We start from the raw sequence: 20183 nt of genomic DNA, 5'->3' as shown, positions 1-20183 counted from the left end.
GGCCGGACGCCTGTCCTCGTTGATCGGACGATCCGGCGTGCCGACGAGCAGATATAGGAAATTTGCGCATTAACCTCCAGTCACCCTAAGACGTGGCGGATCTCGTTCGCGTCCGTTTCAACACCCGGAGAAGACATGCGCAAGCCTCGCAAGACCGTTGTCGTGGCAGTCCTCCTCGGCACCGTCGGCTTCCTCGGTGCCGGCACCGCTTACGCCCACGGGGACGGGCACAAACACGGCCACGGACACGCGCGCGAGCACCACGGCCAGACCCAGACGATCCGTGTCAACCAGAGCACCACGTGCACGGTCACCGAAGACAACACCGACGTACAGGGCGAGACCGCCGCGTTCGGCCCGGACGGCCGACCCGAGACGCAGAACACCAACGTCGGCTCGAGCCTGGGCTGCAACAACACCGTCAGTTTCGGCAAGTAGCCCACCCCGGCACACACGAGGAAGGCCCTCCGTGATCCCCACGGAGGGCCTTCCTCATGCTCATGCAGCCCTTGACCTGGTTTTTCTCAGGCAGCCTTGGGCCGCGTCACGCGCGTGTCCGGGGCGGGGTCCTGCGCATCCTCGGACCGGAAGATCTCGTCTTCTCCGAAGTCCGGGGCCTGGAAGGGTGTCGTCGTCGGAGGCGGCGATGGTGCCGTGGAACGGCGGGGTTGCCCTTCCAGGGGGGTGGAGAACAGCGACGTGGAGTCGATGACAGGTCTGCCTTTCGTTACAGGTCCCTGGTGGGGCCTGGCGTGCCGCGACCGGGCACGGCGGCGCTACAGCTTGGTCATCTTGGCGTACGGGCTCAAGATCCGCATCTGCGTCGAGCCGAAATCGACGAGCGCCGCGATCCCGTCCTCGATGCCGATCACCCGGCCGAGGCCGTACATGTCGTGTGTCACTTGGTCGCCCATGGCGAAGTGCTTGGGGGCCGGTGTGACCGGGGCCTTGAAGGGGCTGGTGGGCAAATGACGCTTCGGCGCCGCAGGCTTGGTCATGGCTCAGTATGAGCCCACGTTCCTCCCGCCCGCTGTGGCCGTCGGCACAGATCCGCGCGGGCACCTCCGTGTCACGCCGCTGACCTGGTACTTCGAGGCATGGAGAAGGCGGAATTCGCCCCCAGTTCGCCTTCGTCGGCGGCGCTGCCTGTCGGCGGACGGCCGACGGGAAGTCGGCGAGAGCCGGGGAACCGTCGAACGAGCGGTTCAACAGGTAGCCCCGGCGGCACGCCGACCGACGGCAGGCACACGAACAGGCGTCTCGCCGGTCGTGGCTGTCTACTCCGCCGTTCCATCGGAGACCGAAAGCGATCTCCCAACTCGTTCTGTAACCGATCCAGTTCGCCCCGTTGACACCCTGCATGGCCACCCTTAACGTCGCGCCAGCATTCCGAACATATGACGAGATTTCGAACGTTCGAAAGGCGATTGCCCTGTGCATCCCCGGAATCAGCACGCACGTGGCCGGAACACCGTGGCGCAGCCTGACGTACGCACAGGAACACACCGGCGACAAGATCGGCGATCCGCGGGACATCGAGGCACCTGAGCACCGACTCGAGCAACGTGCCGGGCCAACCTGGCCTCAACCGCTTGAGTGAGGCCTGCCGGTTGCTCACTCGCCTTGGAACCTGTTCTCCCAGACCCCCGACGACGTCGGTGGCTACATGCGGATCCACGAGGGCGCAGAGCTGATCCGCCCCGGCGCACCGCTCTGTCCGAGCTCGGTCCGTCCAGGGCGCCCGGGCCTCTACCCGTACGGCACCCATCTGCGGGACCTGACTCCGGACCCCGGGAGCGGGTACGGCGCGTCCGGCTCGCTCGCGACGCGTCTGCCTTGCCCCCCGCTCCGCCGCCCCCCTCGACGCTGATACGCCGTCATCCCCCCAACGACGAGCAGAACAAGGAACGATCACCATGCTCAACCGAAGATCCGCCCTCGCTGGAGCCGCCGGCCTGGCCCTCGCCTTGTCCGCCTGCAGCCAGAACGGCGAGAGCAGCTCCGTGCGCAGGTCCGGGCGCGGTACCGTCGGCATCGCCATGCCGACGCGGGCCTCCGAACGCTGGCTCACCGACGGCAAGAGCCTCGTCGAGGACCTGAAGGGCAGTGGCTACAAGACCAAGCTGGTCTACGGCGACGACGACCCGAAAGCCCAGGTCTCACAGATCGAGAACCTGATCAAGCAGCGCGTCGACGCACTGATCATCGCGGCCATCGACGCCAGATCGCTGAACGCCGTGCTTCAACAGGCCGCCGATGTGCACATTCCGGTGATCTGCTACGACCGGCTCATCCTCGGCACCAAGAACGTCGACTACTACGTCAGCTTCGACAACGAGATGGTGGGCCTGATCCAGGCCCACCACATCATCAAGAAGCTCGGTCTGGAGCACGGCAAGGGCCCGTTCAACATCGAGCTGTTCGCCGGCTCCCCCGACGACAACAACACCAAGTACTTCTTCAATGGTTCGATGACGCTCCTGCAGCCGTTCCTGGACAGCAGGCAGTTGGTCGTCCCGTCCGGCCAGACCGAACTCAGCGAGATCACCACCCTGCGCTGGGACGGGCCGACCGCGCAAAAGCGCATGGGCAGCCTCCTCGCCAAGTGGTACGGCAGCAAGAAGGTCGACGCAGTCCTGTCGCCGTACGACGGCATCTCCAGGGGCGTCCTGTCCGCGCTGAAGCAGGACGGCTACGGCTCCGCCGGCAAGCCCCTCCCGGTCATCACCGGTCAGGACGCCGAACTGCCCTCGGTGAGGTCAATCATCGCCGGTCAGCAGTCGCAGACCGTGTTCAAGGACGTCCGCGACCTCGCCAGAGCCGCCGCAGACATGGCCGACGACATCCTCAGCGACAGGGCGCCGTGGGTGGACAACAGAAGTGACTACAACAACGGCGTCAAAGTCGTGCCCGCCCGCTTGCTGCAGCCGACCGGCATCGACAAGGCCAACTATGAACTTCTGATCAACAACGGCTATTTCACCGCAGACGAGCTCAAGGAGTCCGAGGTCGAGTAGGAGCCGCCTGGGGGAGAAACCCCAGGTCGGAGCGGTAAATCGTTGTGCCCCGGCAGGATTCGAACCTGCGACACCCGCTTCAGGAGCGAGGTTGGGCGATCACGTGAACCGGGCCTATTGCAAAGGAGATCATTCGTTGCGAGGGTGTCGCCGTGTGGATGGCGCTGATGTCCTTGATCCTTTTGCTCGGTGCCGCTTCGGCGATCAACCAGGCACGCAAAGGACAGTGGTACACCGCAGGAGGGATCTTTCTCCCCATCCTCGGTGTGGATGTGATGCTGTTCGGCGGAGTGGAACGGCACAGCTCGCTGCTCTTCTGGCTGGGTGTCGCTCTCGCGGCTGTCGGATTCGGTGCGGAGCTCATCGCTTACCGGAGGACTCGTCCATCCATGCCCCAATAGGCGAACCGAAGCACCAGTTTGGAAGTGACCTGCAAGTCCCCGCTGTTCCCCGTTGGTGCTCGCTGGTTCGGGCACCTGGGGGACACGCCTACGGTGAGCCGTGTCTGGTGATTGTCATGGTCGTTGGAGCGAGCATGCGAAAGATCATCATGGCCGCCACGCTGGCCGTGGCTGCCGTCGCCATGGCAGTTCCTGCTCATGCGGACGACAAGTCGACCCCCCACTGGACCTTCGCGCCGGGATCCGTCTGCGGGCTGGAAGGGGCGGAGGTGTCGGTGCTGCCGATTCTGACTGACTTCGTCCCCATCCACTCCAACAACTGCCCGAACGGCGACGTGTTCAATTACCCGACGATCTAGGTCGAACGGTTCCCTCAACCAACCACTCTCCCCAGCTTCCATCCCGTCCGCCATGGGCCGCGTCTGCTCGGCTCTGCCTGGGTCGATGGTGTACGGGATGGGAGCTCTCCACACAGGCCACTACGGACGCGCGAACGGCGGTCCGGCAAATGAGGATCACTGGCGTACCTGCGGAGATGCTGAACGCCGTCGCCTCGTGCTTCACCGGCATGCGTGAGCGGATCTCTTCGCGGAAGTGCCCTGGCCTGTACCCAAGTTCGGCAGGGTGAGCGTACGTTCCGCCGGGCCCCGTGCCCTTCTGGGTGATGGCTGAGCCTGCGACCACCGACATGGGGAGATGGCTCGTCGCGAGAAGCCCGACGCCCTTCGGTGCCGTTTCTTCCGACACAGTCACTTGATCAACCGCAAGGGTGCGGTTCTCGACGCGGACGGTGCCCTTTTCCTCAAGGGGAAGGGAATTCTCGCGGCCCTTTCTGAACTATTCGATTCCGTGTGGCAGCGAGCTGTCCCGCTCGGTGATGTGCGCGACGAAACCGACGAGCATCGGCCGAGCGCGGTGGAGACGGAGTATCTCCGGATTCTCTCCGACGGTCACACCGACGAGGTGATCGCCAGACTCCTCGGAGTTTCCCCCGTACCGCCAGCCGAATGGCCGCTGAGGTCATGGGCCATGAGAAGCTCGGTGCCCGAAGCAGGTTCCAGGCTGGCGTGAAAGCGGCCCAGCGCGGCTGGATAGCCGTCGCCGGAGCCTGAGCGAAGATCACCGGATGCCTCACCCCCGGGTTGCCGACCGGACATGGCGGTCCCGTCGCACCTGTGAAATCCCGCTGGCTGGTCTCGGTTGTCGCAAGTGGAATCCAGTGCTCCGCAGCTCACCGCTGCGGCACGATTATGGCTATGTGAGCGGGTAACGCCGGCGTAGACCCGGACCTGGAAGCCGGCCCCGTTGGGGCGGTGCTGCCGCGTTGACGTCGCTTGCTCTTGGTGTTCGCCATGCTTCTGGAACCTATTCATGGTCAATGCCATGGCTACGACGAACAGCGCGCCTACCGCGGAGAGGTAAACGCGCTGGTCAGACACTGTGCCCCGGCAGGATTCGAACCTGCGACACCCGCTTTAGGAGCATGATCATTCGTTTACTGATCCGTCCTCCGCAGGCTTGATGTTTCTCTGTTTACGCAGGTCAGCGACCTACTGAGGGCGGCTGGGGCAGTAATCTTTCGTGATCCTTCATGGGGCTTCTTGGTCCTGCTGTTCCCAGCAGGTTCCCAACGGAGGTCTTGGGAACTGGTCTTGGCGGGTCGTAGAAGCGTCTACACAGGTCCGTTGCCCAGTCGGGTTCCATTGAGCACCGCAGCTGCTTTGAGGGGGGCGCAGGGGCGGTGCCGCGACCGGGTCAGTCGCCGTGGTAGAGGCGCGTCGGATCAATCAGCTGGATGGTGGGGTCGTTCTCGGCGAGGTGGCGCAATTCGTCGGTGAAACCGGCGCCGCTGTAGCACTGGAGCCGGGTGACGTCGGTGGCGGTACCGCGTGCTGTGAGGAGAGCACGGATGTGCTGGAGACGTTCGAGGTGGCCGTTTCCCATGACGTCGTTCCATTTGGCTTCGCCGATGGCGAGCAGGGCTTCACGGCCGCTGTCGGTCTCGCCATGGACCGCGACGTCGACTTCGTGGCTGGTCTTCGCGGCAGGATCGTTGACGGTACCGCTGGCGACCCTTGTGACCTGCCCCCCGTGGGTTGGGGCGGACGCGTGCCAGCGGGCCCATTCGCGGCAGACCTGTTCGAAGTGCGGGCCGACGACCTTGCTGCGGAAGGTGGACTGGGCGCGGCGCCAGACGGTGGGGGCGCGTCCGGGGCGTTCCAGATCGCCCCAGGCGGGGCGCATGACCGAGTGGTAGAAGGCGATGAGGGGTTCGGCGATGCGGTAGGCGGAGCGGTTACGGCGGAAGGCGTCGGCCTCGTGGGTGATCACGCCGACGTCCTGGAGGACGCTGAGCGGGTGGGCGAGGTCGGTGGACTTGCGGCCGAGGTAGTCGGCGATGCCGCCGCGTGCGGCGTTTCCGTCGGCGATGGCGGCCAGGACGGAGTGATAGAGCGCGGTGTCGTGGAGTTCGGGTTCCTCTGCGAGTAGGTAGCGGGCCTCGCGGAAGAGTGGACGGGCGGGATTGAGGACGGCGCGGGTGACCCAGGCGTCGAAGTCGTCGGGTCCGGCGGGGATGTCGCCCTGAGTGAACTCGCGGCGGTAGGCGGGGGTGCCGCCGACGATGGCGTGGGTGAGCAGTGCGGTGCGCGGGTCGGTGATCTCCCAGAACTCGGCGGCGAGGCGGAAGTCCAGGGTGGGGACGACGAGTTCCAGGCCGGCGCGGCCGCGCAGCGGGGCGTTGCCGGCGAGGAGCCCGCCCATGAAGGACAGGGCGGAGCCGCACAGCAGGAGCCGTACGGGGGTGTTGGTGTGCTGGGCGGCGGGGTCGAGGGCGCGCTGGATGATCGAGGGGAGGGCGGGGGAGGCCTTGGCGAGGAAGGGGAACTCGTCGATGACCGCTACGGTGGGGCCGCCCCTGTCGGCGATGCGCATGAGCTCGGTGACGGCCTCGTCCCAGTGGGCGAAGCGGAATGGAGTGGGCTGGTCGCGGTGGCGGGCGAGGGCTTCGCCGAACTGGCGCAGGGCGTCGGCCTCGGTGGTCTCGGTGGCGGTGAACATGAATCCACCGCTTGCCCGTGTGACGGCGTCCAGGAGGAAGGTCTTGCCCTGGCGGCGGCGACCGGAGACCACGCCGAGGGTGGCGCGCGGGCCGGGCAGGGCGGCGAAGCGGGTCAGCTCGGCCCACTCGAAGTCGCGGTCGAACATCTCGGCGGGTTTGTCCACTGCGCACCTCTGTATGGATAGGTGCGCTTATTATATCTGGACTTATTCGATCCTCGCTGCGCGCCAGGTGAGTGCTGGATCGCGTCGCCATCCCCGGCGAAGTGCCCTTCGGCGTGCTCCTGATCTGGCCCGCAGTCCATCTCGGCCAGGGATTTGCCCGCCTCGCAGTCGACGAGGAGCCCAACGCCGGCATCCTTCAACACCCGGGTGGCTCGGATGCTGCAGACCTCATCCGTGATGATCGGGCACGATGCAGTCAGGGCGGTCGCGGCCACGGCGTGAATCCGAAGAAAACGTGTGCGACTTTCCGGTCAACGTAAAGGCGCATAAATGCCCCATTGTTCCGTTCCCAGAATGTTCCCATCGGGCATGCAAAAGACCCTCCATGGTGTCCATGGAGGGTCGATGCAGCCTCTGACCAGGCATTTCGCTGTGCCCCGGCAGGATTCGAACCTGCGACACCCGCTTTAGGAGTTTTCCTTGGGCGGGGCTGTGACCTGCGAAAACGTCGACGCTGAGGTGTCTGAGCTGGGAAAACACCCCTCCCTAGTTCTCATGGGTTCACGGCGCTTCCCGGCCTCATGTGTGCTGAATGCGTTCTGGGCGTCGATGAGCGGGGCTCTGCTGCTACGGCACCTGACTCGCGTCGCGGGGCACGACATTGATGACTTGGGCGGTCCGCTCGCGCATCGCTCACGCAGGCGAGGGAGAGCGGCAGGCCGGAAGCCGCTTCATGACGTCCGGCGCGGTGACGTGAGGGCCGGTCACGGCCAGATGGACTTCAGCCGCCACGCCTGCATGTGGTCGATGGTGGCGGTGCCACCTTCGGCGAAGGCGCCGACACCCGTGCTGGACGGGTCCGGGAAGATCTGGTCGGTGAGGGTGACCTGTTCGCCACGGCTGTTCTGGGCATAGACCTCGACGGAGGAGGCGTCGACGAGGACGTGCAGGCTCAGTTGGCCGCCGTGCAGGTCGAGGGGGGCGCGCTGGACGCCGGAGAAGGTGGGGTCGAAGTCGGTGGCGCCGGAGGCGGTGCGGTCGATGTAGACCTCGCCGGTGGCGGTGTCGTAGCCGATGCGGGTGCGCTGTCCGGCGCCGGTGCGGACGTCCAGGCCGGAGCGGTCGGCGGTGCCCGGGGTGAGATCGGCCTGAAGGTCCAGGGTGCTGCCGTGCACCGCGAGCGGGGTGGTGGTGTTCGTGACGCGCGTGCTGGGCACCTTGGTGCCGGCGCCGCGCAGCGTGGTCAGTTCACCGACCGGCTGCTGGATCAGCTGGACCTTGCCGTTCACGGTCTTCAGGGAGAGCTGGCGGGGGAAGGAGTCTGCGCTGCGCCACGGGGTGGTGGGGATGGCCTGCCCGTAGTTCCAGTTGTTCATCCAGGCGATCATGACGCGGCGGCCGCCGGGTGCGTCGTTCCACGTGTTGGCGGCGTAGAAGTCCGCGCCGTAGTCGAGCCAGTGGGCGCGCTGGGTGGTGTTCAGAGCCGGCTTGTCGGCAGTGGTGAACTCGTCGGCGAGGACGTGTCCCCAGCCGCCGGAGTTGGCGTCCACGATCTGGATCTGGACCTTCTTGCCCCTGTAGGCGGTGGTGTTGAAGGAGGCCCAGTCGAGGTTCTCGGAGTCGGCGCCGGTGGCGTTCTGCACGACCTTGCCGTCGACCAGCAGGTTGACGCCGGTCTCGATGGAGGGCGGCTTCGCCTGGGTGTCGGAGAGGAGGACCTGGTCGAGGTTCAGGTGACCCCAGCCGCCCGTGTTGTCGTCCACGACCTTGATCTGGGCCTGCTTGCCCTGCAGGTCGGACAGGTCCCAGGAAGACCAGTTCAGGGCTTCGCCGTTGGATCCGGTGGCGGAGCGGACCACCTTGCCGTCCACGATGAGCTCCACCGCGGTGGGGGCGTCGGAGCTGGCGGGGTGGTAGCCGCCGCCGATGAGGAAGTCCAGGTACTTCTTGTCGATGGTGAACGTCGGGGAGGTGAGGGTGCCGGTGCCGGCGTCGCCGCCCAGGAAGGTGTTGGCCAGGCCGTTGCCGAGGTAGCCGGAGACCTGCTGCTGGCCCGGGAGGGTGCCCTGGGCGGGTCCGGTGCCGAAGGCGTCGCCGGTGGTGGTCCAGTCGCCGATGGGGCTGGCGTAGGTGCTGCCCTCGAAGTCGGCGAGGGTTTCGCCGGTGGGGGTCGGTTGGTCGCCGATGACGGTGCCGGGCTGGTACGGGTGGTTTCCGCCGCCGACCTTGAAGTTGATGTAGTTGCTCGTCACGGTGAACTCGGGCGAGGTCAGGGCGCCGGTGGAGGCGTCGCCGCCATGGAAGCTGTCGGCGAAAGCCTTGCCCTCGATGCCGGTGACCTGTGACTGCCCGTCCACCGCCCCGGTCGCCGGCGCGCTGCCGAAGGCGTTGCCAGTGGTCGTCCAGTCGCCGAACGAGCCGGACTCGAAGTCCTGCGTGACGGTGCCGCTCGGCGGGGTGTACGTGGTGCCGTCGTCGTCGGAGGTGAACTTCTTGCCGTTGAAGTCGCCGACGAAGTACTGGGCGCCGGAACCGCCCGCGATTCCGCCGGGGTTGAGGTTGACGGCCAGTACCCACTTCGTCTGCTTCGGATCGCCGTCGACCGGGAGCGGGAACAGGTCCGGGCACTCCCACACCCCGCCGGTGGCGCCGGCCGGGCCGAAGTCGCTCTGGTGGGTCCAGTGCTTGAGGTCGGCCGAGCTGTAGAAGGCGATCTTGTGCTGGTCGGCGAGGGAGACCGCCATCAGCCAGCGCTGCGTGGGGGCGTACCAGAAGACCTTGGGGTCGCGGAAGTTGTTCGAGCCGATGTCGAGAACCGGGTTGTCGTCGTACTTGGTCCAGGTGGTGCCGCCGTCGGTGCTGTAGGCGAGGGCCTGCTGCTGCTTGCCGGAGGCTTTCTGCGCGCTGGTGTAGACGGCGACGAGCGGAGGGTTCTTCTTCGTCCCGAAGCCGGTGGTGTTGTTCCTGTCCAGCACCACGCTGCCGGAGAAGATCATCTCCTGGTCGTCCTGCGGGATGGCCACCGGGAGCTGCTTCCAGTGCACGAGGTCGGTGCTGACCGCGTGGCCCCAGGACATGTTGCCCCAGCTGTTGCCGGACGGGTTGTACTGGAAGAACAGGTGGTACTTGCCCTTGTAGTAGATGAGGCCGTTGGGGTCGTTCATCCAGTTCTGGGCCGGGGTGAAGTGGAACTGGGGGCGGTACTGCTCGTGGTAGAGGCCGGTGTCGGCCGTTGCTGGGGAGGCGGCGACCAGGCCGAGCCCGGACAGGACGGCCAGTGCGGCCAGGAGTCTGCGGCGCGGACGAAGGGTTCTGGACATGGCGCTCCTTGCAGGCGGGCGGGCTTCGGCTCAGCCGTAGGGGACTTACGCGTGACGAGTGACGCTTGACGCGTGTCAGGTGCGGGCGGCGGTTGCGCCGTGGCCTCGTCCAAGGCCACGGGCGAGCCCGGCTGTGGGGGCAGCACGGCACCGGCAGCTCCAGCCAGGGCTGGAAACGTTTCGCAGAACGTACGGGCAACATGTCGCCGAAGTCCAGACCCTGTGCGGGAAAACTCCTGAATGCGAGGATGAAGGCGGCTGCACGGTGCCAGTGATCCCCGGGAGAAAACGTTGTCCAGCGAGCAGAACGACACAGGTCGGCGAGCGGCGACCATACACGACGTCGCGACCATGGCCGGGGTCGGCATCGCCACTGTCTCGCGGGTCATCAACGGCAAGCCCGTCACCCCTGACCTGGCGGAACGGGTGACGCGCGCCGCCGAGCAGCTCGGTTACCGCCAGGACCTGACGGCCAGCAGCCTGCGCCGGGCCGACCGCCGCACACACACCCTCGGCCTGGTCCTGGAGGACGCGGCCAACCCCTTCTCCGCCGCGCTGCACCGGGCGGTGGAGGACGCTGCCGCCGAGCGCGGCATGCTGCTCCTGGCGGGGTCCACCGACGAGGACCCGGTCCGCGAACGCGGCCTGCTGAAGACGTTCACGGCCCGCCGGGTCGACGGCCTCATCGTGGTGCCCACCGGGCAGAACGACACCGACCTCGACGCGGCCCGCCGCGCCGGCACACCCGTCGTCTGTGTGGACCGCCGCACCACAGCGCCGCAGGTGGACACCGTGACGGTGGACAACCGGGCGGGCGTACGGGCAGCGGTGAAGAGGCTGTACGAGGCGGGTCACCGGCGCATCGCCTTCCTCGGCGACCTCCGCTCGATCTGGACCGCCGAAGAGCGCTACGCCGGGTTCGTGGAGGGGCTCGCCTCGGTGGGCTGCGTCCTGCATCCCTCTCTCGTGAGGCGCGACCTGCACGGCGCGGACGCCGCCCAGGAGGCCACCCGCGCACTCCTGGCGCTCGCCCATGCGCCCACGGCACTCGTCTCCGGCCAGAACCTCCTGACCATCGGGGCCCGCATGGCCCTGCAGGAGCGTCAGCTGCAGCGCCGCGTCGCGCTGGTCGGCTTCGACGACCTTCCCCTCGCCGACCTGCTCGAACCGGGCATCTCGGTGATCGCCCAGGATCACTCCGCCATCGGCCGGGAGGCCGCGGACCTGCTGTTCGACCGGCTCGACGGCGAGGGCGGGCCCGCCCGTCACCGCGTGCTGCCCACCCGCTACCTCGCCCGCGGTTCCGGCGAACTCCCCGCTCCCGGGCGCTGACGACTTCCCCCTACTTCCCCGTGAACGAGTTGTTTCCGGTGTGTTGACGGGTCGGGCTTCTCGGTGCTTCACTGCCGGAACCGGTACCGAAACCGGTTCCGGAACCGCTGCCGGTACCGGTTCCACCGATCTCTGTACGATCGGCTCTTCGGTGCGGGAGAACGTCTTCCGCCTCTGCGTGGAGTGAGAGGAGGTGGCATGGGAGTCACCATCGCCGACGTGGCCTCACGGGCCGGCGTCAGCAAGACGACGGTCTCGCGAGTGCTGAACGGCAAAGGCGAGATCAACGAGAACACCGTCCTGAAGGTCCGCAAGGCGATATCGGAGCTGGGCTATGTGCCGAGCGCCGGAGCAGTCGGGCTCGCACGCGGCACCACCCAGATGATCGGCATGCTGGTCCCGGACATGGCCTGGGCCTGGGCGGGAATCGTGCAGGCGGTCGTCGAAACGCTGGAGGCCGAGGGCTTCGGGCTGCGCATGCTGACCTGGAACCGCGGTGAGGAGTCACTGCGCAGGCTCGGTCTGCAGGTCGCCGCCAAGTCGTTCGACGGTCTGCTGGTGATAGAGCCCGAGGGTGCCATGGGGTACATCACGGAGCTGCACGAAGCGGGGCTGCCGGTCGTGCTGATCGACGATCGCTTCCAGCGGCCGGGATTCCCCTACGTGGCCACCACCAATCGGGAGGGGGGTGCGCAGGCGGCGCGGCACCTGCTGGAGATCGGGCGCCGTCGTCCCCTGGTGATCACCGGTCCCGAGACGTTCGGTTGTACCCGGGAACGGCTGGACGGCTTCGTCGAGGTGTACGCCGAAGCCGGGATCGAGATTGGCCAACGCAGCATCATCCCCGGCGACTTCGATTTCGAACGCTGCCGTGGCGCAGTGGCGCGCGCTCGTGCGGACGGCGTGGAGTTCGACTCGGTCTTCGCGCACAACGATCCCTCGGCGGCCGGCGTGCTGGCCGCACTGCACGAGGCCGGTCTGTGGGTTCCGCAGGATGTCGCCGTGGTGGGCTTCGACGACCTTGAGATGGCGTCGTACACCTACCCGGCACTGACGACCATCCGCCAGCCGATGCGGGAGATGGGTGAGGCGGCGGCGCGGCTGCTGCTGGACCACGTGCGCGGATCGCCGAAGGCCGCCCCCTCGTGCATCGTCCCCACCAGCCTGGTGGTCCGTGGCTCGACGTTAAAGCCGGGCCTGAACTGACGCTGCGTCATCCAGATGTGTACGGCGTCGCCGTCTCACCAACTGTCCGTCTCCGCCGCTCCTGCCCAGCCCCGCAGGCGGGGACGGACCCCATCCGCCCAATGAACTGACCTACCGGCTCTCGGGCAGGGCGGTGAGTCGCCCAGCTCCACCTGAGCTCAATCGAAAGCCGCTCCACGCAGCGGACCCGACCGGCCTGTTCGCCTGCCGGCCGACTTCATCACCCTCCACGCGGAACCGTGTTCACGCGTCACCACCGAGGTGCAGTTTCCCTCGGTGCCTTCCTGATCCGGCACACGAACGGCACGCCGGGCACACCCCGCCCGGACGCTGCCCACTCCGGGTCGGACGTGCCGGCCGCGACCCGCGGCTGACGGCCGATGCCGCTGCAGACGAACTCACCTCTTGGGCCGGCCCATCCGGGTGCCTGCCCGCCTCCACCTCTTCGCCGCCCCCCGCGCCCTTTTTCGTTCAACGGCAAGGAGCCGCCCCATGCGTACGTCTACTCGTCACACCGTCAGAACCGTCCAGGCCCTGTGCATCACCGTCACGGCAGCCCTGGTGGCCACCGGCTGCGGCCGCAGTGCCGATTCCGGGCCGGGCAAGGACGCGCCCGCGAAGATCGGCAGTGGCAAGGCCACGGGGAAGGTCGTCATGTGGTCCATGGGCGACACCGACCCGGCCCTGTTGAGCCTGGCCAAGAAGTTCGAGAAGGAGAACCCCGGGGTCAAGGTCCAGATCACCCCGATTCCCTGGGCCTCCGCCCACGACAAGCTGACCACCGCGATCGCCGGCGGCAACACCCCGGACATGTCCGTGGTCGGATCCACGTGGATGGCCGAGATGGCCTCCATGAATGCCTTCCAGGCCACCCCGACGACGTTCAAGTCGTCGGACTTCTACGCCGGCCAGTGGGACACCACCAAGTACAAGAACACCGCCTACGGTGTGCCGTTCGTCGCCGACACCTCGGCGGTCTACTACCGGGCCGACCTCACCGAGAAGGCAGGCATCAAGGGCCCCCTGGCCGGTGACCGTGAGGGATACATCAAGGATCTCAAGGCCATCCAGGCGACCGCCGGCAAGCAGAACCCCAAGCTGCGCTATGCCAGCGGGTGGTTGATCGGCTTCAACTCCTGGCTCTTCTGGGTGCCGATGGTCTGGCAGCAGGGCGGTGACATCTACGACGCCAAGACCAAGAAGTTCACCTTCGACACGCCGGAGGTCGCCAAGGCACTGCAGTACTACGCGAGCGTCCCCCGGCAGCACCTGGCGCCGACCGACAAGGAGGACAATGTCCAGGGCTTCCAGGACGGGTTGCTCGCCGTCTACCAGGAGGCTGCCTGGGCCGGCGGTGCCTTCCACAAGGACTCCCCGAAGCTGGACGGCAAGTGGAAGACCATGCCGGTGCCGTACAGCAAGCAGCCTGCCGGGTTCGCCGGCGGCAGCGACCTGGCTGTGTTCAAGGGCGCCAAGAACTCCAAGGCGGCATGGAAGTTCGCCCAGTTCCTCACCCAGCCCGCCAACCTCGCCGCCTACAGCAGGGCCACCGGCAACCTGCCCCCGTCGCCCGCCGCCTGGTCGGAGGGGAAGCTGACCGAGGACGAGACGAAGAAGGCGTTCGAGGAGCAGCTGAAGGTCAGCAAGGCGCCGCCCGCCATCACGACCTGGCAGCAGATCGCCGACGCCATCGACTCCGAACTGGAGAAGCTGTCCCTCGGCAAGGCCACCGTCGTCCAGGTGCAGCAGACGCTGCAGTCCAAGGCCACCAGCATCGGCACCGGCCGCTGAGCGCCGGCGCGTGAGCAGCCCTCCAGCAGCCTTCTCAGCCTTCTTGGCTTTCTTACGGACGGATGACATCCATGTCCACGAAAACGCTCCCCGGGCGGGGCGACGTCCATGAGCCGATCACCGGGCGGCCGGACGGGAGTGCCGGCCGTCGGCACTCCGCCGTCCGCCGCACGGCGCGGGCGCAGGCCCGGGCCGCCTGGATCCTCGGCGCGCCCTTCCTCGCTCTGTTCGCGGCCTTCATGGTGTTGCCGGTGGTCTGGTCGCTGCTGATGAGCATGACCGACACCCAGAGCGCCGACCTGCGGACTCCGCTGAACGTCTCGTTCATCGGCTTCGACAACTACGTACGGCTCTTCGAGGACGAGCAGTTCGTTCACGCGCTGCGCAACACCGGCGTGTTCGTCCTGGTCGGCCTGCCCCTGACCCTGGCCGCGGGGCTCGCCGCGGCGGTCGCCCTCGACCGCGGCATCCGCCGCTTCCGTGCCGTCTTCCGGGTCGGCTTCTACCTGCCGGTGATCACCAGCGTGGTGGCCGTAGCCGTGATCTGGAAGACGCTCCTGGACCCGCGCGCGGGGCTGGTGAACACCGTCCTGGCCTGGTTCGGGATCAATGGCCCGGCCTGGCTGGCGGACACCCGGTTCGCGCTTCCCGTCATGATCCTGATGGCCGTGTGGCGCAACCTCGGTACCGTCATGATCATCATGCTGGCCGGGCTGCAGTCCGTACCCCAGTCCCTGATGGAAGCGGCCGAACTCGACGGGGCCGGGGTCTGGCAGCGGTTCTGGCGGGTCACCTTCCCGCTCCTGCGCCCCGCCCTGCTGCTCACCGCGGTGACCACCGGCATCAACTATCTGCAGTTCTTCGACGAGCCGTTCGTGATGACCAACGGCGGACCGCTGGACTCGACCCTGTCGGCCACGTTGTACAGCTACAACCAGTTCGGCAACGGCAACTACGACATGGCGTCGGCCGCCGGCTACGTCGTCTTCGTCCTCATCGTCGCGCTGACTGTTCTGCAGTTCCGGGTACTGCGAGACAAGGACTGATCCCATGAGTACCTTCACGCACCCTGGCACCGGACACGCGGACACGGACCGGTCCGTGCGGCGCCGCCGCATCCGGCAGAACTGGGGCAACCCATGGCTGTATCTGCCGCTCACCGGCTGCCTCCTGCTGATGATCGCGCCGTTCCTGTGGATGCTGTCCGGCTCCTTCAAGCCCGAGGCCGACATCCGCAGACTGCCGCCCGTTCTGATCCCCACCGCACCCACGACCGCCAACTACAGCCAGCTGTTCCGCAGCCTCGACTTCACGAGCATGTTCGCGAACTCCGTGATCGTCTCCCTGGCCATCACCGCGGGCAACCTGCTCTTCTGCTCGATGCTCGGCTACGCCCTGGCCAAGCTGGACTTCCGCGGCCGACGCGTCGTGTTCAGCCTGGTCATCGGCACCCTCATGGTCCCCGCCCTGGTCACCTTCGTACCGCTGTACGTGCTGGTGGCCAATATGAAGCTGACCGGCTCGCTGGTCGGACTGATCCTGCCGTTCCTGGCCGGCCCGTTCGGGGTGTTCCTGATGCGGCAGTTCATCTCCACCCTGCCCGACGAACTCATCGACGCCGCCCGCGTCGACGGCTGCGGAGAGCTGGCCATCTTCTGGCGGATCATCCTTCCGCTGACCAAGCCGGCCCTGGCCACGCTCGGGATCATCGCCTTCCTCGGCTCGTGGAACAGCTTCCTGTGGCCCCTGGTCGTGGCCCAGAACCAGGACCAGTACACCCTCCCCGTCGGCCTCGCCCTGGCCAGCAGCGGCCAGTCCTTCACCCGCTACGGCATCCTGCTCGCCGGCGCCGTGGTCGTCCTGCTGCCGGTGATGCTCGTCTTCCTCCGCTTCCAGCGCCAGTTCGTCGCCGGAATCGCCACCACCGGCCTGAAGTGACCTCCGTCGCTCGCCCTCATCAACTCTCTGACCTGCAATGACTCATGACTTGGAGACCACCGTGGGACAGCCGGTCCGCGCTGCCGTGTACCTGGATCCGGACGCCTCCGTGGAAGCGAGAACCGAGGACCTGCTGTCCCGGATGACCCTTGCGGAGAAGGTCGGGCAGCTGCTGATGCTCGACGCCCAGCACGGGGACCTGGAGGACATCGTGTCGGCCAAGCTGGCCGGGTCGGTCCTGCATGTGATGCCCGAGCGGATGCCGGAGGCCATGGAACGGGCCCGGCGGACACGGCTCGGCATTCCGCTGCTGACCGCCGACGACTGCATCCACGGCCACTCATTCTGGCCGGGCGCGACCATCTTCCCCACACAGCTCGGCATGGCCTGCACCTGGGACCCCTCTCTGATCCACCGGGTCGCCCGTGCATCCGCGATCGAGATCTCGACGACCGGGATCCACGGGACGTTCTCCCCGGTGCTGTGCATCACGCGGGACCTGCGCTGGGGCCGGATCAACGAGACGTTCGGCGAAGACCCGTACCTGATAGGCGAGTTGGGGGCCGCGATGGTGCGCGGCTACCAGGGCGACGGCCTCGGCGACCCGACAGCCGTGCTGGCCTACGCCAAGCACTTCGCGGGCTACTCCGAGACCCTGGGCGGACGCGACGCCAGCGAGGCGGATCTCAGTCCGCGCAAGCTGCGCTCGTGGTTCCTGCCCCCGTTCGAGCGGGTGGCCCGGGCCGGCTGCCGCGCCTTCATGCTGGGCTACCAGTCGATCGACGGGGTGCCCATCACCGCCAACGAGTGGCTGATCAACGACGTGCTCAAGGGTGAATGGGGCTTCACCGGCACGCTGGTGACCGACTGGGACAACGTCGGCAGGATGGTTTACGACCAGCGGACCTGCGCCGACTACGCCGAGGCGGCGGCGGTCGCGGTCAACTCCGGGAACGATCTGATCATGGCCACGCCGGCGTTCTTCGAGGGCGCCCAGGAGGCGGTCGCCCGCGGCCTGATCGAGGAGAAGCAGATCGACGACGCGGTACGGCGGGTGTTGCGGCTGAAGTTCGAACTCGGGCTGTTCGAGGACCCCCGTGCCCCCGACCCCGAGCGGCAGGCGCAGGTGATCGGCTGCCGCGAACACGCCGACCTCAACCTGGAGACCGCCCGACGTTCCCTCGTACTGCTGCGCAACGAGGGGGTCCTGCCCCTCGAAGGCGGGCTGACTGCGGACGGAACCGGCCGCGCCACAGGCCAGGTCACGCCACGCACCATCGCGGTCATCGGCCCCAACGCCGACAGCCCGGAGGCCATGCTCGGCGACTGGGCGGGTGCCACCGGCCAGGTGCCGTGGATGCCCGAAGGACATCCACGCGAGTTGGTCGAGACGGTGCTGGACGGCCTGCGCGCCGTCGTCCCCGCCGACTGGACTGTCACACACGCCCGCGGAGCCGACATCGAAAGCCCCGCCTTCGACCCCGACCAGTGGGTCGCCGGGCCCGACGGCCAGCCGCAGCCGCCCGTGTTCCTCCCCGCCCCGGTCGATGAGGCACAGCTTCGGGAGGCCACCGCCGCCGCCGAGGCCGCGGACTACGCCGTCGTGGTGGTGGGGGACACCATCGCCCTCACGGGTGAGGTGCGCTCCACGGCCACCCTCGACCTCCAGGGAGGCCAGATCGCGCTGCTGGACGCGGTCGCCGCCACCGGCACGCCCATGATCGTCGTACTGCTGCAGTCCAAGCCGAGCACCCTCCCCGACTCGGCACTGAACGCGGCAGCGCTCATCGAGGCGTTCAACCCGGGCATGCGCGGCGGCCGCGCCGTCGCCGAACTCCTTCTCGGACTCACCGAACCCAGCGGCCGGCTCCCGGTCTCCTTCGCACGTCACGTCGGGCAGCAGCCGGTCTACTACAACCAGGTGCGGGGCCAGCACGGTGACCGCTACGCGGACCTCACCCAGGACCCCCTGTTCGCGTTCGGCGAGGGCCTGAGCTACACCACCGTCACCTACTCCGACCTCACCGTGCACGAGGACGAGGTCTTGGCCGACGGCACCGTCCACGCCACGGTGCGGCTCACCAACAGCGGAAGCCGCCCGGCCCTGGAGACGGTCCAGGCGTACGTCAGTGACCTGACCACCAGCGTCACGTGGGCCGAGCAGGAGCTGAAGGCGTTCACCCAGGTGGAGATCCCTCCCGGTGAAAGCCTTGATGTCGGCATCAGCATCCCCGCCGCGCACTGCTCACTCGTCACCGCCGACAACCGTCGCGTGGTCGAACCAGGCGAGTTCATGCTCCGCGTCGGCCGCAGCTCACGGCGGGAGCAACAGCTCAGCGTGGGATTCCGCATCCGGGCCTGAACGTTGCTTGAAGGTCGTGCGAAGGCCACACGGAGGCCGCTCGAAGCCCCCGCCCAGCCGATCCCTGACCCGGCTGGGCGGGCCCCTCTGAACCATCGAAAGGCACGCGTGTGTCCACCACACCCCGCGATGTGCACTTCCCCGTGGCGCACCTGCGCCCGCCCCGTAACTGGCTCAACGACCCCAACGGGCTGGCTTTCCATGACGGTTACTACCACGTCTCCTACCAGTACAACCCGTACGGCGCCACACACGCGAACCTGCACTGGGGCCACTTCCGCAGTCCCGACCTGCTGAGCTGGGAGCCGCTGCCGATCGCCCTGTCCCCTACGCCCGGCGGCGTGGACGGCGACGGCTGCTTCTCCGGCAACGCCGTCTCCGACGGCGACCGGCTCGTCGCCTTCTACTCCGCGCACCTCGTGGCGCGCTCCCCCCAGCACCAGCCGGTCACCTGCGCCGTCTCCCACGACGGCGGCGCGACCTTCCGCCCGCGAGGCGAACTGCTCATCCCCGAGCTGCCCGAGGGCTGCACCATGTACCGCGACCCGTATGTCTGGCGGGACGGCGACGGCTGGCGGATGCTGGTCGGTGCCGCTCTCGCCGACGGCCGCGCCGCCACCCTCCTGTACGACTCACCCGATCTGGAGACCTGGACCTACCGAGGGCCCTTCGTCGCCCGCCACCCGGAGCCCATCGGCGACACCCTTGAGCTCACCGGCGAGGGCTGGGAATGCCCCCAGTACCTCCCGGCAGCCGGCGGACAGGCCGCCCTCATCTTCAGCACCTGGACCGAACCCACTGGCCCGATGCGCGTCGCAGCCCTGATCGGCGAAGAGCACGACGGCCACTTCAAGGCAGGCGCACCGGTGTGGGCGGACCACGGCCCGGACTGCTACGCACCCGCCCTGCTGCGTGCACCTGGCGGCAGATGGCTGCTGTGGGGCTGGTCCTGGGAAGCCCGCGACCAAGCCTGGGCCGTCGCCGGCGGATGGGCCGGCGTCCTCACCGTGCCCCGCGAGATCCATGTCGGCGGCGACGGCACGCTGCGTCAGCGGCCCGCCCCGGAGCTGCTCGCGCTACGCGGTGAGCGCACCGTGCAGGCCGAGGGTGCCACCCATGGCCCCGAGCCGGTGGAACTGGGCAGCGTGGGACGGGCCTTCGACCTGACAGCCCGTCTGGAGCCGACCGGGACCGCCGGCCTGCGACTGCTCACCACCCCGGACGGATCCGAGTACCTCGACATCCGCCTCGATCCGGACGCGGGCGAACTGGTCGTCGACCGCTACCACGCCTCCCTCGACTCCCGTGCCCACGGCGGCGCCTACCGGATGCCCTGCCCCACCGGACAGCCGGTCGACCTCCGCGTGGTCGTCGACCACTCCATTGCCGAGGTCTTCCTGACCTCCACCGGCCAGGTCCTCACACTGCGGTTCTACCCGACAGGGCAGGGCGCCTGGCGACTTCAGGCCCGCACCGCACCGGGCACGCGCCTTCGCTACGCGGTCGACGCGTGGGAGCTGCACCCGCTCGTGATCAAGAAGCCGACCGCCGGCGCCGCAGAGCAGTACTGAACCAACAGGTCTGAAGGAGG

Annotated in this window: 15 protein-coding genes, 2 tRNA genes and 1 pseudogene; 12 read left to right on the top strand and 6 right to left on the bottom strand. The window is 67.7% G+C overall.

Features of this window, described 5'->3' with window-relative positions:
* Positions 1–135 precede the first annotated feature (135 nt).
* Positions 136–438, top strand: a complete 303-nt coding sequence (locus tag IH68_RS0129020; protein WP_030940779.1) for a hypothetical protein — start codon at positions 136–138, stop codon at positions 436–438.
* Positions 439–776: 338 nt separating this feature from the next.
* On the opposite strand, the gene IH68_RS0129015 is transcribed toward IH68_RS0129020, so the two are convergent.
* Entirely contained in the window at positions 777–998 is a 222-nt protein-coding gene (locus tag IH68_RS0129015; protein WP_030940777.1) for a hypothetical protein, read from the bottom strand.
* Positions 999–1916: 918 nt separating this feature from the next.
* Here IH68_RS0129015 and chvE point away from each other — a divergent pair.
* Positions 1917–3017, top strand: coding sequence for a multiple monosaccharide ABC transporter substrate-binding protein (gene chvE / locus IH68_RS0129010; protein ID WP_030940775.1), 1101 nt, complete (start codon positions 1917–1919; stop codon positions 3015–3017).
* 45 nt (positions 3018–3062) lie between these two features.
* On the opposite strand, the gene IH68_RS56525 is transcribed toward chvE, so the two are convergent.
* Positions 3063–3132, bottom strand: a tRNA-Gln gene (locus tag IH68_RS56525).
* Between the two features lie 43 nt (positions 3133–3175).
* Here IH68_RS56525 and IH68_RS0129005 point away from each other — a divergent pair.
* Together IH68_RS0129005 and IH68_RS0129000 are read left to right on the top strand one after the other, a co-directional pair.
* On the top strand, positions 3176–3418 hold the full coding sequence (locus tag IH68_RS0129005) for a hypothetical protein (RefSeq protein ID WP_030940773.1): 243 nt from the start codon (positions 3176–3178) through the stop codon (positions 3416–3418).
* Between the two features lie 134 nt (positions 3419–3552).
* Positions 3553–3777 (top strand): hypothetical protein, encoded by a 225-nt coding sequence (locus IH68_RS0129000; protein WP_030940770.1) that lies wholly within the window; start codon positions 3553–3555, stop codon positions 3775–3777.
* On the opposite strand, the pseudogene IH68_RS59190 reads toward IH68_RS0129000, so the two are convergent.
* A pseudogene (locus IH68_RS59190) lies at positions 3758–4198 on the bottom strand (UTRA domain-containing protein); the annotation flags it as partial. The gene IH68_RS0129000 and the pseudogene IH68_RS59190 overlap by 20 nt on opposite strands.
* On the opposite strand from IH68_RS59190, the gene IH68_RS56520 reads away from it, so the two are divergent.
* On the top strand, positions 4172–4489 hold the full coding sequence (locus IH68_RS56520) for a hypothetical protein (protein ID WP_159403735.1): 318 nt from the start codon (positions 4172–4174) through the stop codon (positions 4487–4489). The pseudogene IH68_RS59190 and the gene IH68_RS56520 overlap by 27 nt on opposite strands.
* Positions 4490–5173: 684 nt before the next feature.
* Here the strand turns inward: IH68_RS56520 and IH68_RS0128990 are convergent.
* From IH68_RS0128990 to IH68_RS0128985, 3 genes are all read right to left on the bottom strand, one after another.
* Complete coding sequence (locus IH68_RS0128990; protein WP_199931944.1) at positions 5174–6625, bottom strand: ATP-binding protein; 1452 nt, start codon at positions 6623–6625, stop codon at positions 5174–5176.
* Positions 6626–7075: 450 nt separating this feature from the next.
* A tRNA-Ser gene (locus IH68_RS56515) sits at positions 7076–7145 on the bottom strand.
* Between the two features lie 262 nt (positions 7146–7407).
* The gene (locus tag IH68_RS0128985) at positions 7408–9963 is read right to left on the bottom strand and encodes a GH32 C-terminal domain-containing protein (protein ID WP_030940766.1); all 2556 of its coding nucleotides are present in this window, start codon (positions 9961–9963) and stop codon (positions 7408–7410) included.
* Positions 9964–10254: 291 nt separating this feature from the next.
* Between IH68_RS0128985 and IH68_RS0128980 the strand changes: the two genes are divergently transcribed.
* From IH68_RS0128980 to IH68_RS0128950, 7 genes are all read left to right on the top strand, one after another.
* Positions 10255–11295, top strand: coding sequence for a LacI family DNA-binding transcriptional regulator (locus tag IH68_RS0128980; protein ID WP_037885412.1), 1041 nt, complete (start codon positions 10255–10257; stop codon positions 11293–11295).
* A gap of 198 nt (positions 11296–11493) precedes the next feature.
* Positions 11494–12501: a LacI family DNA-binding transcriptional regulator gene (locus tag IH68_RS0128975; protein ID WP_030940762.1), complete on the top strand. Its 1008-nt coding sequence runs from the start codon at positions 11494–11496 to the stop codon at positions 12499–12501.
* Between the two features lie 492 nt (positions 12502–12993).
* Positions 12994–14292 (top strand): extracellular solute-binding protein, encoded by a 1299-nt coding sequence (locus tag IH68_RS0128970; RefSeq protein WP_030940760.1) that lies wholly within the window; start codon positions 12994–12996, stop codon positions 14290–14292.
* Positions 14293–14354: 62 nt separating this feature from the next.
* Positions 14355–15338: a carbohydrate ABC transporter permease gene (locus IH68_RS0128965; RefSeq protein WP_030940758.1), complete on the top strand. Its 984-nt coding sequence runs from the start codon at positions 14355–14357 to the stop codon at positions 15336–15338.
* 4 nt (positions 15339–15342) lie between these two features.
* The gene (locus tag IH68_RS0128960; protein ID WP_037885409.1) at positions 15343–16230 is read left to right on the top strand and encodes a carbohydrate ABC transporter permease; all 888 of its coding nucleotides are present in this window, start codon (positions 15343–15345) and stop codon (positions 16228–16230) included.
* Between the two features lie 61 nt (positions 16231–16291).
* Positions 16292–18592, top strand: coding sequence for a glycoside hydrolase family 3 N-terminal domain-containing protein (locus IH68_RS0128955; protein ID WP_030940753.1), 2301 nt, complete (start codon positions 16292–16294; stop codon positions 18590–18592).
* Positions 18593–18702: 110 nt separating this feature from the next.
* Entirely contained in the window at positions 18703–20163 is a 1461-nt protein-coding gene (locus IH68_RS0128950) for a glycoside hydrolase family 32 protein (protein WP_030940751.1), read from the top strand.
* Positions 20164–20183 lie beyond the last annotated feature (20 nt).

It is taken from the genome of Streptomyces sp. NRRL S-646 (assembly GCF_000720765.1).
Classification (GTDB): Bacteria; Actinomycetota; Actinomycetes; order Streptomycetales; family Streptomycetaceae; genus Streptomyces.
The sequence above is the reverse complement of the archived record's forward strand: the minus strand, read 5'-3'. Positions and strand labels throughout refer to the sequence as shown.

Coding starts and splice junctions, on each gene's coding strand:
- IH68_RS0129020 (WP_030940779.1), top strand. CDS start 136: ATGCGCAAGCCTCGCAAGACCGTTGTCGTGGCAGTCCTCCTCGGCACC.
- IH68_RS0129015 (WP_030940777.1), bottom strand. CDS start 998: ATGACCAAGCCTGCGGCGCCGAAGCGTCATTTGCCCACCAGCCCCTTC.
- chvE (WP_030940775.1), top strand. CDS start 1,917: ATGCTCAACCGAAGATCCGCCCTCGCTGGAGCCGCCGGCCTGGCCCTC.
- IH68_RS0129005 (WP_030940773.1), top strand. CDS start 3,176: ATGGCGCTGATGTCCTTGATCCTTTTGCTCGGTGCCGCTTCGGCGATC.
- IH68_RS0129000 (WP_030940770.1), top strand. CDS start 3,553: ATGCGAAAGATCATCATGGCCGCCACGCTGGCCGTGGCTGCCGTCGCC.
- IH68_RS0128990 (WP_199931944.1), bottom strand. CDS start 6,625: ATGTTCGACCGCGACTTCGAGTGGGCCGAGCTGACCCGCTTCGCCGCC.
- IH68_RS0128985 (WP_030940766.1), bottom strand. CDS start 9,963: ATGTCCAGAACCCTTCGTCCGCGCCGCAGACTCCTGGCCGCACTGGCC.
- IH68_RS0128975 (WP_030940762.1), top strand. CDS start 11,494: ATGGGAGTCACCATCGCCGACGTGGCCTCACGGGCCGGCGTCAGCAAG.
- IH68_RS0128970 (WP_030940760.1), top strand. CDS start 12,994: ATGCGTACGTCTACTCGTCACACCGTCAGAACCGTCCAGGCCCTGTGC.
- IH68_RS0128965 (WP_030940758.1), top strand. CDS start 14,355: ATGACATCCATGTCCACGAAAACGCTCCCCGGGCGGGGCGACGTCCAT.
- IH68_RS0128960 (WP_037885409.1), top strand. CDS start 15,343: ATGAGTACCTTCACGCACCCTGGCACCGGACACGCGGACACGGACCGG.